Origin of the sequence: Pedobacter paludis (genome assembly GCF_003173575.1) — a bacterium.
Taxonomy (GTDB): Bacteria; Bacteroidota; Bacteroidia; order Sphingobacteriales; family Sphingobacteriaceae; genus Pedobacter; species Pedobacter paludis.
Map to the genome: position 1 here is coordinate 312,142 of NZ_QGNY01000002.1, position 15,584 is coordinate 327,725.

The 15,584-nt window shown below is 37.1% G+C and carries 13 protein-coding genes; 5 read left to right on the forward strand and 8 right to left on the reverse strand.

The features are described 5' to 3' along the window. Positions 1-205: 205 nt before the first annotated feature. The gene (locus DF947_RS05910; protein ID WP_109928778.1) at positions 206-3,259 is read right to left on the reverse strand and encodes a VIT domain-containing protein; all 3,054 of its coding nucleotides are present in this window, start codon (positions 3,257-3,259) and stop codon (positions 206-208) included. 267 nt (positions 3,260-3,526) lie between these two features. Here DF947_RS05910 and DF947_RS05915 point away from each other — a divergent pair, with 267 nt between their 5' ends. Beyond that, positions 3,527-3,853, forward strand: coding sequence for a heavy metal-binding domain-containing protein (locus DF947_RS05915; protein ID WP_109928779.1), 327 nt, complete (start codon positions 3,527-3,529; stop codon positions 3,851-3,853). 53 nt (positions 3,854-3,906) lie between these two features. On the opposite strand, the gene pfkA is transcribed toward DF947_RS05915, so the two are convergent. From pfkA to DF947_RS05935, 4 genes are all read right to left on the reverse strand, one after another. Next, a complete protein-coding gene (gene pfkA / locus DF947_RS05920; RefSeq protein ID WP_109928780.1) occupies positions 3,907-4,890 on the reverse strand; it encodes a 6-phosphofructokinase in 984 nt (327 codons plus the stop codon). Further along, positions 4,883-6,577: a protein-disulfide reductase DsbD family protein gene (locus DF947_RS05925; protein ID WP_109928781.1), complete on the reverse strand. Its 1,695-nt coding sequence runs from the start codon at positions 6,575-6,577 to the stop codon at positions 4,883-4,885. The genes pfkA and DF947_RS05925 overlap by 8 nt, the downstream gene beginning before the upstream one ends. A 148-nt stretch (positions 6,578-6,725) precedes the next feature. Then, on the reverse strand, positions 6,726-7,175 hold the full coding sequence (locus DF947_RS05930) for a protein-disulfide reductase DsbD N-terminal domain-containing protein (protein WP_109928782.1): 450 nt from the start codon (positions 7,173-7,175) through the stop codon (positions 6,726-6,728). After that, on the reverse strand, positions 7,172-7,957 hold the full coding sequence (locus DF947_RS05935) for a biotin--[acetyl-CoA-carboxylase] ligase (RefSeq protein WP_109928783.1): 786 nt from the start codon (positions 7,955-7,957) through the stop codon (positions 7,172-7,174). Before DF947_RS05935 ends, DF947_RS05930 begins: the two co-directional genes overlap by 4 nt. 44 nt (positions 7,958-8,001) lie before the next feature. Between DF947_RS05935 and rsfS the strand changes: the two genes are divergently transcribed. From rsfS to DF947_RS05955, 4 genes are all read left to right on the forward strand, one after another. Continuing rightward, positions 8,002-8,376, forward strand: coding sequence for a ribosome silencing factor (gene rsfS / locus DF947_RS05940; protein ID WP_109928784.1), 375 nt, complete (start codon positions 8,002-8,004; stop codon positions 8,374-8,376). A gap of 27 nt (positions 8,377-8,403) precedes the next feature. Continuing rightward, a complete protein-coding gene (ftsH, locus tag DF947_RS05945; RefSeq protein WP_109928785.1) occupies positions 8,404-10,503 on the forward strand; it encodes an ATP-dependent zinc metalloprotease FtsH in 2,100 nt (699 codons plus the stop codon). An 88-nt stretch (positions 10,504-10,591) separates the two neighbouring features. Further along, positions 10,592-11,236, forward strand: coding sequence for a LutC/YkgG family protein (locus DF947_RS05950; RefSeq protein WP_109928786.1), 645 nt, complete (start codon positions 10,592-10,594; stop codon positions 11,234-11,236). A 71-nt stretch (positions 11,237-11,307) separates the two neighbouring features. After that, positions 11,308-12,384: a 3-oxoacyl-ACP synthase III family protein gene (locus DF947_RS05955; RefSeq protein WP_109928787.1), complete on the forward strand. Its 1,077-nt coding sequence runs from the start codon at positions 11,308-11,310 to the stop codon at positions 12,382-12,384. Here DF947_RS05955 and DF947_RS05960 read toward each other — a convergent pair. The 3 genes from DF947_RS05960 to DF947_RS05970 all read right to left on the reverse strand — a co-directional run bounded on the left by DF947_RS05960 (position 12,381) and on the right by DF947_RS05970 (position 15,235). Beyond that, positions 12,381-13,868, reverse strand: a complete 1,488-nt coding sequence (locus DF947_RS05960; protein WP_109928788.1) for a YfgM family protein — start codon at positions 13,866-13,868, stop codon at positions 12,381-12,383. The two genes, DF947_RS05955 and DF947_RS05960, sit on opposite strands and share 4 nt — an antisense overlap. 166 nt (positions 13,869-14,034) lie before the next feature. After that, on the reverse strand, positions 14,035-14,778 hold the full coding sequence (locus DF947_RS05965; RefSeq protein ID WP_109928789.1) for a zinc ribbon domain-containing protein: 744 nt from the start codon (positions 14,776-14,778) through the stop codon (positions 14,035-14,037). Positions 14,779-14,935: 157 nt separating this feature from the next. Further along, a complete protein-coding gene (locus tag DF947_RS05970) occupies positions 14,936-15,235 on the reverse strand; it encodes a hypothetical protein (protein WP_109928790.1) in 300 nt (99 codons plus the stop codon). Positions 15,236-15,584 lie beyond the last annotated feature (349 nt).

Below are 15,584 nucleotides of genomic sequence, written 5' to 3' on the forward strand. Positions count from 1 at the left end.
CTGTATAAGCACGAACCTTTAACTATGCGATTCTTTCTGTTCGTGGAGACACGAACCGAGGCAAGGGATGTATTGCGAGTTTAATTTTCAAGCTTTGACAACTCTTTTCACATTGCTATAAGAGTTGTCAAAGCTAAATGGCAAGCCATGGTTCGTGTCTCCACGAACCATTTATACAAAACTCAAATCGTCATAATCATCTTAATTAAAAATTAAACTCGCCAACCAGATTTCCGTTTTTATTATCCGCAGCCATTGGTAAAACAATTACTCTTCTTTGCTCTTTTCCTGTGGCATAACGTGTATAAATTTCGGCAGTTACGGTTGTTGGGCCGCTGATGTTTATTTGACTATCGCCATAATAATTCACTTCGATTTTATACTTTCCTTTAACCGCTTTTTTAATCATAAACTGTTCAGGGCCGTATCCTGATGTAAAATCGTTACTAATTCTACCGCCAATAGCTGTTCTTGGATTGCTGTAAAAACCCTTTTCGCCCGTTGGGTCGGTTAGCCATAAATCTATATCGGTATCGTTTTTATTCCAGTTTAAAACTACTCGAACATCAACTGGCAAACGGTAAATTAAGCGTTTATCAATCCCTTTAACATCTAACTTATCGCCGTGCTTGGCAATTAAGTTGTTAATCTCCGAAATGATAATTTCTTCGATTCCCTCATCTCTATCGGCAATTTGAGCGTTATAGCTTTGAGTTAAAACCTTGTATAAATTATTTAGGGCTTTTTGATATTGGCCAGCGTCGGCCAGCGCCAATGCATAGTCACGGTAACTTTGAGCATCCATTGGACGCCATTGCAATATCTTTTGGGACACAAAAACCTCTTCTTTATAGTTGCCTGTTTGCTTTAATTTGTAGGCAAGGGTTTTATATAAATCAGCATTTTCCAAATCCAAATCGGCAATATTGCTTAAAATGGTTAACGCCCTTACACTATCTTTTTGCTGGTAAAACCAATTGGCAATATCAAAGTAAAACATTGGTGTACTAATATAATTTGGACGCATTTTAAGGTAAGCAGCATAAGCACTATCGGGTTTTCCAACCATGTTTTTCATATATTCTTTATCACTTTTAAACTCTGGGATAATGATCGTAGGCTGTATTTCAGTTGGTCTAATGGTTCCTTGTTGAATATTAACTCCAGCTACTTTTCCTTGAAGAAGTTGATCAACATTGGCAACAGGCTCTGAAGCTATTCCTCGTATATTTGCAACAGAACCCGTAGACATTCTTTTGTCTTGATTTGCATATCCAACGACTACAACATCATTCAAAGCATTTTTATTTTCTGATTCCTTAAGGTTTTCGACAGGAGGTGGGGGCATTCTTACCGCATCTACACTCCGTTGCGAAGCTTGCACAGACCGTTCATATCTCGATTCACTTGCACCAGGAGCACCCTGAACAATCACATTTTCTGGTGTTGGGTATTGTTCCTTTCCTTTTATTGGTTGTTTGTAAGAAAAATCCGTATTCCACCATGCTTTTAAATCTTTTGTCATATCAACGGCAGCATTAAGCAAATCTTTTTTCTGTTCTAACAACTCTGTTCTACGATGTTTTAAAATGGCGTCATATTCGGGGCGCAACTCTGCCGGCGGAGTAATATCATAACGCAAATAATCATCAACACTTTCAAGTACAATTAAGCTCGTGTTGCGGGCAACAAGGCCAAACTGCTTACTTAACACACTTATATCGTCTTTATTTGCCTCATACTGAATGTCCATTTCTGCAATTTTCTTTTGTGCCCAAACCCTGCTAACATCAATGCTGGTTAATGTATGTTCTGTAGCATTCAAACGGATTGGCTGTTCGATAATAACCGTATTTCCATATCCAAACTGCAACACGAAATCGGTATTAAAGCCATTTAAAATACCTGCCAATGATAAATGGCCATTAACATTTACATTTGTTGATGGATAGGTTTGGCGAATGCCAATTCCGTTTTTGATCCCTAAAAACTGCAAGTTTTCCTGCGATAGCTGTTTAAATGCATCATTTGTAGAGGTCGCATTCAGGTTAATAAACTGCCCCCCGGTTTTTTGGCTGATGTATTTTAAAGTGCTATAATCTGCCTTGAGCGAAGTATTTATACAATGGACAGGTTTGTTGAGCGCTATTGTATTCTGACCAAAAGTAGAAAGTCCGTCGCTCAAAAATATATACTCATCTGCCTGAAAGTTTTTGGCATTTACAGCACTGAAGTCCGTTCCGCCATCGTAAATAATTTTATTCAGTTTTTCTTTTAATAAATCCCAGTTTCCGTTTGAAATTACAAAAGTACCGGCATTTTTAAAGCCATTGTTCAACAGGCCCAACTGAATGGTTAGGTTTTGTTTCTGTTTGATAATCAAATCTAAAAGAGCCAATTCTTTTTTCGTATCGCGTTGCAAACCGCTCAAAGAGCTATCCCAAATTATGCCAATCTGATTAGACCATTGCCTTGCACGGCTTTGGGTTTTAGGAAAAACATTAACCAAAAAATAATATCCATTAGAAGCTTTTTGCATTTGAACTTCTGGTAAATCGTTCCGTTTTGGCAGGCTGATGGTTAAACCATTTTTAGGCTGGTAGTTTGTTTTATTGATTTCTGCTACATAAGTATTTCCATTGGCTTTTAAATCGAAACTACCATCTGGCTGTTCGCCAAGTTCGGGTTTTATAATACTCTCGAAAACAGTGGCTTTTAAAGAAAATTTCTCTATGGCTTGATTATAATCTAAAGGCAAATGATAGCGCAATGCATTTCCATTGTTAAAGCCGAGTTCTTCTTCGTAGCCAACAATAATGGTTCTGCTTCCGTTTGCTGGCAATGGATAAATTCTTGTTCTAAAGTTATTGCCCTCCACTTTCTCCAACAATCCAGGATCAACGCGACGGTGTTCTATATCTTCAAAAACCTCCGTAGCCTTTGCTTTCTCTACCGGAACAGCTTCACGCATTTTCCCATTGATATCTAAAGCATATCGGCTAATGCTCACGCCCTCTGGCATTGGAAAGGTAAGTTCGCCCTCCAATATTCTATTGCTGCTGTTGTAAAAAGTCATGGTCATTACGGTGGTCGCGATGTTGCCCGTAATTTGTACATCGATGCTCAGTTTATTTAGCTTCACAGCCTTTTTCTGTTCGTCTGAATTTGCCTGCTGAACTTTAAGTACAGGCATTTGGGCTTTTACAAAAATTGCACTTAACAATAGGGGAAGGATGGTTAGCGTTTTGCGAAATTTCATAACATTGGTTTTTATGTACTGATGCAAAAGCGATTAAGATTGCATAAATTTATTTTTTCATTGAATAAAGTATTGGGCTGGTAAACTGTTTGGGGATTGAAAATATCGGCGGATTTTAATGATATAAACTACGCTGCTCGAAAGAAATGTCCTTTTTTAAAGTTTAAAAAACTTTATTTCAAAAGCGCTAGGAAAAGTTGTCAAAGCTGAAGCCAAAACATGTAACATTTTATAAGAAAACCGTTCTAATTATAAAAAACTAAAACTATGTTAGTAACCACAACGCCTACTTTAGAAGGCAAAAAAATAGTAAAATATATTGGCCTCGTGACGGGCGAAACTATTATTGGTGCAAATATTTTTAAGGATTTATTTGCCGGAATTACAGATATTGTTGGTGGAAGATCGAGCTCTTACGAACGCGTTTTGAGAGAGGGAAAAGATACCGCTGTAAATGAAATGCAACAATATGCGGCAGCTTTGGGCGCCAATGCAATTGTAGGGGTAGACTTGGATTATGAAACCGTTGGCAGCGGCGGAAGCATGCTCATGGTTAGCGCTAATGGAACCGCAGTAATTATAGAAGATTTATAGATAATATTAATCGGATGAATAAGTAAAAACTTATTCATCCGATTATTTTTTGTTTAAAACGAAAGGATATCAATTAGTTTTAACCAGGTTGAACTTACTTGTTCTGCATTGATGTGCTTAATTGCGTGATCGAAGGGGGTAAAAACCATTTCGCGGTTAACTTGACCTGCCATTACACCACTTTCTCCATTGATTAATCCTTCAACCGCAGAAACACCCAGTCGGCTGGCCAAAACACGATCCATGCAGGTTGGTTTTCCGCCTCGCTGTATGTGCCCCAAAACCGAAACTTTAGTATCGTAATGCGGGTATTTGGTTTGTAAAATCTCGCCTACTTTAAAAGCGCCTCCTGCATCATCACCTTCGGCAACAATAATAATTTTAGATGATTTATCTTTTCGGCTATGTTCTAGCTTGTGCAAAACATCTTCTACACCCATGTTTGCCTCTGGAATAAGAATGGCTTCTGCCCCAACTCCAATGCCACTTCTTAAAGCAATAAGGCCTGAATCCCGCCCCATAACCTCTACGATAAATAATCTATCATGAGATTCTGCCGTATCTCTAATTCTATCTACTGCATCAATTACAGTATTAATTGCCGAATCGTATCCAATGGTAAAATCAGTTCCGGCAAGGTCATTATCTATCGTTCCAGGTAAGCCAACGATTGGAAAATCGAATTCTTTAGAGAATATATTTGCCCCGGTAAAAGTTCCGTCGCCACCGATAACCACCAAGGCATCGATATTTTTATCTTTTAGGTTTTGATATGCGGTTTTTCTGCCCTCAACAGTTCTAAAAGCTTCGCTGCGAGCAGTTTTTAAAATGGTTCCGCCACGCTGTATAATGTTGGCTACCGACTTACGATCCATCGGGATGAAATCGTTATTGATCAGGCCTTCATATCCACGAAGAAAACCTGTTACTTCAATATCATAATAAATTGAGGCTCTTACTACGGCCCTGATTGCGGCATTCATGCCTGGTGAATCGCCACCAGAGGTTAAAACACCTATATTCTTTATCTTATTCATTTGTTTGTTTCTTGAAAGCTTCCTTTCCACTATCTAAAAATTTGATATAATTTTCAGCATTATAATCGGCTCCTTGTGGCGGAACCAAAACATTTCCCTCAGCATCGATAATTACATATTGAGGCTGAGAATTGCTATTATAGGTTGATGCTTGAAAATCGCTCCATTTTTTTCCAATGGTCGTTATTTTTTTCTTGCTAAAGGTAGAAACAAATTGCTCAGATTCTGGTAATTCTGTTTTATCATCCACCACTAGCTCAGCCATTACGAAATCTTCCTTTAATCTTTTAGCAACCTCAGGGTTAGACCATACGTTATTCTCCATCTTTCTGCAGTTCACACAATTCCAGCCTGTAAAATCAACCAAAACAGGTTTCTTTAATTCTTTGGATGCTTGTTTTGCCTGCTCGAAATCATAATAAGGATCAAATCCCTTAGGTGTTAGGCGATGAAAAATTTCGGCATATTTTTTCTCTTTAATAGATGTTTTTGCACCTGACGAAGATTGAGGAGCAGTTAGGTTATTAAGATCGAAATCTTGTGTTGCCGTTGGTGGCAAGAAAGCACTAATTGATTTTAAAGGAGCACCCCACATTCCTGGAATTAGATATATAACCCAAGCAAACACCAATATGGCTAGAAATGTTCGTGGTACGGATAAGAAAGGCAAGTCACTATCATGAGAAAATTTGAGTTTTCCAAGCAAATACATTCCCATTAAAGCAAAGATTGCAATCCATATGGCTAGAAAAACTTCTCTGTCTAATAAATTCCAGTGATAAGCTAAATCTACATTTGATAAAAACTTAAATGCAAATGCCAACTCTATAAATCCAAGAACAACCTTTACGCTGTTTAACCAACCACCAGATTTTGGCAATGATTTAAGTAATGATGGAAATAATGCAAAAAGTGCAAAAGGAATTGCCAATGCAAATGAAAATCCGAACATACCAACGGCTGGACCTAAACGATCTCCTTTTGAAGCAGCATCTACCAACAATGTTCCGATAAGTGGCCCGGTGCAAGAAAACGACACCAATGCAAGGCTAAACGCCATGAAAAAGATTCCAACTAAACCACCTTTGTCAGATTTTGCATCAATCTTATTTACAAAAGCGCTAGGTAAGGTAATTTCAAAAGCCCCTAAAAAAGATGCTCCAAAAACAATTAACATTAAAAAGAAAAATGCGTTAAATATTCCATTTGTTGAAAGTGCATTTAATGCATCAGAACCAAACGCAATGGTTACGAGCATACCTAGGGCAACATAAATTATGATTATAGAAATGCCATATATAAAAGCATGACCAATTGCTTTACTTCTGCTTCCTGCCTTTTTGGTAAAGAAGCTAACCGTTAAAGGCAACATTGGGAAAATGCAGGGCATTAAAATAGCTGCAAATCCAAAAATTAGACCCTTAATAAACGTTTGCCATAAAGTTAACTTTTCCGTGTCAGCGGTTTTGTTTGTTTTAACTGTAGGGGAGGCCTTAACGGTATCCTTTTTAACGGAATCTTTTACTACGCCGTTTGCTGCGCTATCCTGTGCAGAGCCTACCTCTGTAAACTGAATATCATCCGGAGCCGTGGCTGTAGTATCTTGAGTTACAAAAGCGTAACTTTTAACTGCTGGCAATGCAATAAACATTGAAGCAATTAAGATTAATAATAGAACCTTTTTCATTTGTGAGTTTTGTTTGTGTGTTGAAGGCGTGAAATTAAGAATAATTTTATAAAGGATTAATCTTTAAAGCTCTACCCCCGACAGATTTTACTTTAAACAGAAACAGTCCCGAAAATTCGGGACTGTTTCATAATATATTCTTAATAATTTATTTAACCGGAACGCTAAACTCTACTTCTTCTGGCGGAAGACACTGCTTATCGTTACAAACCATAAACTCTACCTTGCCTTTTACAGTGGTGGTCGCTTTGTTTAATTTAATTTTTTGTTGGAAAACTACCGAGTTTTCAAAATAACTCACATTCATTTTAAATGTGCTTTCATATTTAACAACAGCTTTTGGCTCTGTCGTTTTTCCAACCAAACCAAAATCTTTTGAAGGAGAAAAGGTAAATGTTGTTTTAACTGGCCCGCCATCTTTAATATTTTGAGAATAAATGTGCCACTTATCTTCAATTGTAGCTTTAATATACAGTATGGCTTCGGTTTTACTAACCTTTTTGGCGGCATAAGACCAGGTTACCGGCTTTTCAATTTGAGCAAATGCCCCTGCAATGGTAAATAAAACCATTGACAATACTAAAGTGATTTTTTTCATGCGTTATTTTGTGTGTGTATAAATTCTATTTCTTTAAAGTTAAAGCTTCTTAATCCGCCTGCCGTTTCCATAACCAAACGACCGCTTTCTTCGACACCAGTTATCTTACCTTCAAAAATCTGACCATTTTGCTGATAATCAGCCAATGTATCAAACTTATATAGCCGCTTTAGGTAATCGTTTTGTAAAATAGCATAATTACCTGATTTCAAAATTAAGTAGTATTTCTCCATAAACACTACAATTTTTTCCATAACGGCCTCCAAAGGAGTTTCTTTTTGTAAAATTTGAATTACCGAAGTGGCTTTCGTGGATAAATCTGCTCTAAATCCTTGTTGATTAATATTTAAGCCAATGCCAATAACCGATGATTTTATAAAAGAACCTGTCAGTGTGTTTTCAATTAAAATTCCGCCGAGTTTTTTGCCGTTTGTATAAATATCGTTAGGCCATTTAACCTGTACTGCTTCGGGCAAAAAACAAGATAGTGCATCGCTAACAGCCAAACTAACGGCAATATTTAAATAAAACTGTTTGTTTAACGGCAAAAAGCTGGGCCTTAAATAAATGCTTGTGCTAATATTTTTACCTGCTTCGGTTTGCCAAACGCTTTCTTGCTGTCCTCTACCTGCGAACTGATTATCTGCCATAATTACAGTCCCTTCGGGTAATGGCTCGGATTTTGACACCAAATTCTTTAAAAAGTTATTAGTAGAATCAACCTCTTTTAATTTGATTAAATTTTGACCAACAAATAGTGTCGAAAAAGTGTTATTTTGCAAGTGTTGAATTTATATTATTGTATTTCCAAAATTAAATCATTTTAATGGTAAAAAAGAAAATAGTAGCCCTTTCTACATACCTTTCAGAGTTAGCCGTACAAGGCATACAAGAAAAAAAAGGAGAAGATATAGTGCGGTTGGATCTTAGAAACATTCATACATCGGTAGCAGATTATTTTATTATTTGCAGTGCCACCTCAGGTACTCAGGTAAAGGCTATTGCCGATAGTGTAGAAAAAGAAGTATATAAAGCTACTCAGGCAGATCCAAGACATAAGGAAGGTTTTGAGAGTGCCGATTGGATTATCTTAGATTATTTTGATGTGGTTGTGCACATATTTAAAACCGAAAAGCGCCATTTTTATGGCATAGAAGAACTTTGGGGCGATGCCGAAAGCACAAACTTTCAAAGCGCATAACCTCTAGAACCATTTTGAACAAGACAAATGAACGATAATCAAAATACAAACGAAAACAAAAAGCCCGGAAAAAGATTGCCTAACATCCCTAAAAAACCACAAAAGGGATCAAAGTTTAACATTTTTTGGGTTTATGCTGCCATCATAGTTGCCATTATAGCAGCTCAATTTTTATTCTCTAGCGATGGAGGCAAAAAAGTAGAATATCCTGAGTTTGAAAGTAAGATGCTTTTAACAGGCGATGTTGAGAAAATAGTTGCCTATAAAGCCGAAGACCTGGTAAAGGTTGAGGTTTATATAAAAGAAAGCAGTTTAAAAAAACCAGAATATCAAAAGTATAAAAGCACAAGCTCTTTCGCCGTATCTTCTGGACCAACAGTTTATTTTAATGCCGGAACAATGGATGGATTAGATAAACAATTGGCAGAATCACAAAAAAACCTGCCCCCAGATCAGCCTCGTATTTTGGCAGAGAAGGAAAGTAGAAGCAATCCGTTCCTGGGTTTGCTTATCAATATTGGTCTACCATTATTATTGCTGATCGGTTTCTGGATTTTTATGATGCGCAGAATGGGCGGCGGTGCTGGCGGTGGCGGTCAGATTTTCAGTATAGGAAAATCTAAAGCAACTTTATTTGATAAAGAAAGTCAAGTAAACATCACCTTTAATGATGTTGCCGGTTTAGAAGAAGCAAAACAAGAGGTTATGGAAATTGTAGATTTCCTTAAAAACCCTAAAAAATATACCAACCTTGGCGGTAAAATTCCTAAAGGTGCGTTGCTGGTAGGTTCTCCTGGTACTGGTAAAACATTATTGGCAAAAGCGGTTGCTGGTGAGGCTCAAGTTCCATTTTTCTCTCTTTCAGGATCTGATTTCGTAGAGATGTTTGTTGGTGTCGGTGCTTCTCGCGTACGTGATTTGTTTAAACAAGCTAAAGATAAAGCACCTTGCATCATCTTTATTGATGAGGTTGACGCCATTGGCCGTGCTCGTGGAAAAAATAGCGTAATGGGCGGCAACGATGAGCGTGAAAATACACTGAACCAGTTGTTGGTAGAAATGGATGGCTTCGGAACGGACTCTGGAATTATTATTCTTGCTGCAACCAATCGTCCTGATGTATTGGATTCGGCATTATTACGCCCGGGTCGTTTCGATAGACAGATTTCTATTGATAAGCCAGATTTAGTTGGCCGTGAGCATATTTTTAATGTTCACTTAAAACCGATTAAAACATCTGCTGAAGTTGATGCCAAAAAATTATCAGCTCAAACGCCTGGTTTTGCGGGTGCAGAAATTGCCAATGTTTGTAATGAAGCGGCTTTAATTGCTGCTCGCAAAAACAAAGAATCGGTAGATATGCAAGATTTTCAAGATGCGATTGACCGTGTAATTGGTGGTTTAGAAAAGAAAAACAAAATCATTTCACCAGAAGAAAAGCGAATCGTAGCTTATCATGAAGCTGGTCACGCCATTGCAGGCTGGTTCCTTGAACATGCAGACCCTTTAGTTAAGGTTTCTATTGTTCCTCGTGGTGTTGCCGCTTTGGGTTATGCTCAATACTTACCGAAAGAACAGTTCTTATATACAACCGAGCAATTAACTGATGGGATGTGTATGACAATGGGTGGCCGGGTAGCGGAAGACATTACCTTTGGAAGAATCTCTACTGGCGCACAAAATGATTTAGAGCGTATTACTAAATTGGCTTACGCAATGGTAAGTATTTATGGAATGAACGAAGCTGTTGGTAATGTTTCTTTTCACGATCCACAAAACGAATACAACTTTAACAAGCCTTACTCTGAAAAAACTTCAGAATTAATTGATATTGAGGTTCGTAAATTGATTGGTGAAGTGTACATTAAAACCAAAGAATTGTTAATCGAAAAACAAGAAGGTTTAGAAAAACTTGCTCAGAAATTATTAGAGAAAGAAATCTTGTTCCAAGCCGATTTAGAGGAAATTTTGGGTAAACGCCCATTTGATACACGTACTACCTACGATGAATTTGTTAATGGTACTGGAGATCAAACTCCTGCTGCTGAAGGCTTAATTCATGATGGTGTAGGAAATACCGATATCGAAAAAGAAGTTTCAGGTCTTCCTGCTTCAGAAAAAGAATAACTCCATGCATTAAATTGCATATAAAGACAATTATATATAAGTTTGAAACCTTGAACCTAAAAAATTCAAGGTTTCATTTTTTTTGACAATGAAGGATAATACGACCGCGAAAGAACAGATACTAAAAAAGATAAGGAAAGCGCTTTTAGAAAAGCGGGAAAATCCTTATCCAAATTTAGAAGAAAGCCCATTGTATAAAAAAAATGAAGATCCACTAGAGATTTTATTTGCGGAACAATTAACGGCAGTTTCGGGTAATTTTATCTTCTGTGAGGATGGGATAGACTTTATCGAAAACATGCTTCAACTGGCAGATCAATTTAAATGGAGAAAAATTTATTGCTGGGAACCAGAACTTCAGGATTTTTTATCCAAATACGAATTCCCTTTTTACCAAACTGATAAAGATTTTGAACAGGCCGAAGTTGGTATAACTTTATGCGAGGCATTAATTGCCAGGAACGGAAGCGTAATGGTTACAAATCAAAGTCCGGCGGGTAGAAGATTAAGCATTTTCCCTCACCATCACATCGTTATAGCCCGCACAAGTCAGCTGGTTTTAGATTTGAAAGATGCTTTTCAATTACTAAAAAACAAATACGGAGCGCAGATACCAACAATGATTAGTAACATTACAGGACCAAGCCGTACAGCCGATATTGAGAAAACTTTGGTACTTGGTGCGCATGGTCCTAAAGAACTTTTTGTTTTCCTGATTGACGATTTTTCTTAAATAATTTCCTTTTCTAATTTATTAACCATAGTTTTATACTACATACCGTTTTAGTATGCGGTATTATAATTATGAGCAAAGCGATAAATACGGTAATTGCCGGAACCGGGAGTTACATTCCTGAAAACATTATTTCTGGTAATGAATTCCTTAATTCTACTTTTTTTGAGAACGGAAATCTCCTGGAAAAGGAGAATGCTGAAATTATTCACAAGTTCTCGGAAATTACCGAGATTGTTGAAAGACGATATGCCTGCCCTGATCAATTGAGTAATCACATTGGTGCAAAGGCCGCTGAAAAAGCTATAGAGAATGCAGGTATAGATAAAGAAACTTTAGATTACATTATCTTTTGCCACAATTTTGGCGATATTCTATTAAATAGCAATCGAATAGATATTTTACCTTCCTTAGCTTCGAAAGTTAAGCAACAGCTTGGCATTTTAAATCCAGACTGCGTGGCTTACGATGTTATTTTTGGTTGCCCAGGCTGGGTCCAAGGTGCAATTCAGGCCGATTATTATATTAAAAGTGGCGATGCTAAGCGTGTTTTGGTTATTGGTGCCGAAACTTTAAGTCGCATTATTGACCCGCATGATCGTGATAGCATGATTTTTTCTGATGGCGCTGGAGCGGTAATTTTCGAAGCGGAAGAAAGCGAGGAAAAGAAAGGAATTTTAGCACATAAAACTGAAACCCATGCTGTGAATTATGGCAATTTACTTGTTATGGGCAAGGGCTCTCACCCAGAAGAAACCAGCGGAAATTATTATTTAAAGATGAATGGCCGTAAGCTCTATGAGTTTGCCGTTGTTCAGGTTCCCCAAGTAATTAAAAAAGCAATAGATAAAGCGGGTTTAACCGTTGATGATGTTAAAATTGTTTTTGTGCATCAGGCAAATGGAAAAATGGATACCGCCATTATGAAACGCCTATTCAAATTATACGGAAAAGACACTGTTCCAGAAAACTTAGTTCCAATGACCATTTCCTGGCTGGGAAACAGTTCTGTAGCAACCATTCCAACCTTATTAGATTTAGTTTTAAAAGGACAGGTAGAAGGTTATAGCGTTAAGCCTGGCGATGTTGCGGTTTTTGCTTCAGTTGGAGCAGGAATGCACATTAATGCTTTTGTGCACAGGTTTTAATTAGCCAGTCTTCTTAATCCTGCTTTAGCCTGGCTTTCTATACTGCTTTCATATTCATGATTTTTCATGGCGATTGCAATATTGAAAGCCTCTTTTGCTTTAGCATTATTTTTTCTCTTTTCGTAAACCTTACCCATTTGTAGTGCCGCATTCGCAGCGAAATAGTACTTTAGGTTTTTGCCCTGATTTATGGTAGCCTGATAAGAACTTAGTGCCAAATCATCTTTTCCTAAATCGTCGTAAATTCTGCCCAATCGATAATTGTATTCGGTTTTATCCTTATCTGAAGGGTAATCGCTGGCTTTGTCCCCATCCAATGCCTGTAGCGCTCTAGAAAGGTAGCCACCATCAAATAAAAGCCTGGCCTTTAATAGGTCAGTTGGAGGCGCTGGAGCAGTAGCTTCGTTTTGGGCTTGTTTATCTTTTTCGTTATAAGTGTAACCGCTATTAATTGCCTTTGATACATAAGATGAATAGGCCGATTTATCGCCTTTTAAAAGCGCAATCCATCCTAAATGAAGATTGGTATCCTTAATATAATTTACGCCCTTGTTTGTCTGTAAAAAACGATTAAAATAAGTTGATGCGTTTAAATCTAATTTATTCAAATGGGCAATGCCTTCCAAGTAATCCAAATACGGGAACGGCTGGTAAACACCTCCTTCGGGCTTTTTGGCCAAAATATTTATGGCTTCGTCATTATGGCCATTTTTGATACAAACATAGCTTTGCAGATAACTTTTTAATAAACTTGTATCGGCAATGCGTTCCGTATATTTTATGGTTTTGGCGTAGGCCGAAGGGCTGTGTGCCACATCTGTTAAAACGTAGGCATAGTAAAAAACCACTTCCTCGTAAAATGGCTCATACGAAGATTTTGGAAGATTATCTGCCAGTCTTTCGAACATATTTAGGCCACTTTGTAAATTGCCCTTTATTCCAAATGTAGACAGTGTGCTTTTTAATGCTCCATCCGGAAGGTTTCCCAAAACGGCATTAATTAAGCCTAAGCCTTTAAGGTTTAATTGAAAGTTTGGAAATTTCTTATTGTTTTCTTGAAGTTGATTATTCGCTTTGCGAATCTCCATAGCGGCATTAAAATATTCTCCATATCGGCCACGGATTAATGCCCACTGGAGGTTGATTTCTGCTTGGGCATAAAGATAATATGGCGATTTCTCATCGTCATCGCTTATTTTATCCAGCCTTGCAGATTTGTTTCCCTTGAGTCGATCGAAATCAGCTTTACTATCTGATGTGATTAAAGTAAAATAGTCTACATAATTCTCGAGCAGAGGAATAATCGAATTGTTTGGCCTTAGCTTTTTTTCTGTAGCAATATAGGCTTTCGCATTGCCAAGTTTAAGCTCGAAGATGCTTTTATAAGCATTTAGGCAATTGGCATTGAAATCAAAATTGGCAAACAGGGAAAGAGGGAGCGATAAAAGAACAACAACAGAAATTATGCGCAAGCTTTTGATCATTAGAGAAACTGTATTTCTAATAGATTGCCTAGATTAAATGGCAAACTAAATTTACATTTAAACAAATATCTACAATTAACGCAAAAAATACATTCTTGTTTTGTTTAAAACAAAAAACGTCCCGATTTTGTCGAGACGTTTTTTTAAATAATTTGAAAACTTACAATTAAGCTTCTGCTACTTCGTGAGTTAAGGCCTCATCAACCAAAATACGTCCGCAGTGTTCACAAACAATAATTTTTTTACGTTGACGGATATCCAACTGACGTTGAGGTGGAATTTGATTGAAACAACCAGAGCAAGAATCACGATCGATTGTTACAACAGCTAATCCGTTAACCGCATTTTTGCGCAAACGCTTGTAAGCAACCAGTAAACGCTCTTCAATTTGAGGCTCTGCCTTATCTGCTTTCTTTTGTAAATCTTGTTCTTCTTTTTCAGTTTCTGCAGTAATAACACCTAGTTCTGCTCTTTTAACTTCTAAATCTTTCTTTCTGCCTTCCAATTCAGCTTGTGCTGCTTCGAAGATTTCAGTTTTAGAGGTAATTTCGAAACCGTGTTCTTTAATTTTCTTTTCAGAAACCTGAATGTCTAATCCCTGAATCTCAATTTCTTTAGTTAAAGCATCGTATTCACGGTTGTTTTTAACTTCTTTTAATTGAGTATCGTATCTTTTGATGGCCGCTTGGGCATCTTTAATCGTATTTTTACGGGTTACGATTGAATCCTCAAGATCATCAAGATCTGTCTTGATTTTAGAAATTCTAGTTTCTAATCCTAAAACATCATCTTCAAGATCGGCAACTTCCATTGGTAATTCGCCTCTTACTTGACGGATTTTATCAATTTTTGTGTGGATATTTTGTAATTCGTATAAAGCTTTTAGCTTTTGTTCTACGGTTTGTTCCATTAAAACAAGTAATTTATGGGTTTGTTATTTCAACTCTAATAATCAACGACTTACGTCGTTCTCTTTAAATATTGGGACTAAATTTGGGACTTTCTTAGTGGTAAATCCCGCAAGGCACAGCCTGACTTTCCTATATTAAAGCTTGCAAAGATAAGGATTATTTTTTCTTATTAGTAATAGTATCTTTTTTTATATCTGCTTTAGCTCTAGCCATAATCAATTCTTTTTTAGATTGATAGACGGATGGTTCGGGATTTATTATATTATCGATATTGGTAACCAGCTCTAATATCTTCTTAATATCGCTGTTATTTCCATCCAGTTGGCCATGATCCAATAATTTCGACAAATCTCCACTTATGACAAAAGCAAATTGCATCGTACCTTCTTCGGATTTAATAAGAGTTCCTAGCTCCTGAACAAGCTTCAAAAGTCTTTCCCTACAAATGTTATTCATCAGAAATCGTTGATTAAAATTTATTTAGCTGGTTAATTATACACACCGGTTAAGCCTATTGAAGGAAGAATGTATTTCAAGTTGCCGTTATCCCCCGAAATATAGAATTTGAGATCGCGCATTTTTTGACAATATATTATTACATCAACACGCCATCAAGCATCTTGCGAATACTTGGCCCCTTGACCTTTTGAGTTGGTGAATATTTAAACCATCAGATTGTAAGTTTAAATTCCGCATCAGAAAAATCCGCATTAATTTTAATACTGGAATCGGGCTTCACAGGGATAAGATGTATACCTACATCTGACACAAGCCTCTCGAAGGTATCAAAATTAATAGACTGAGA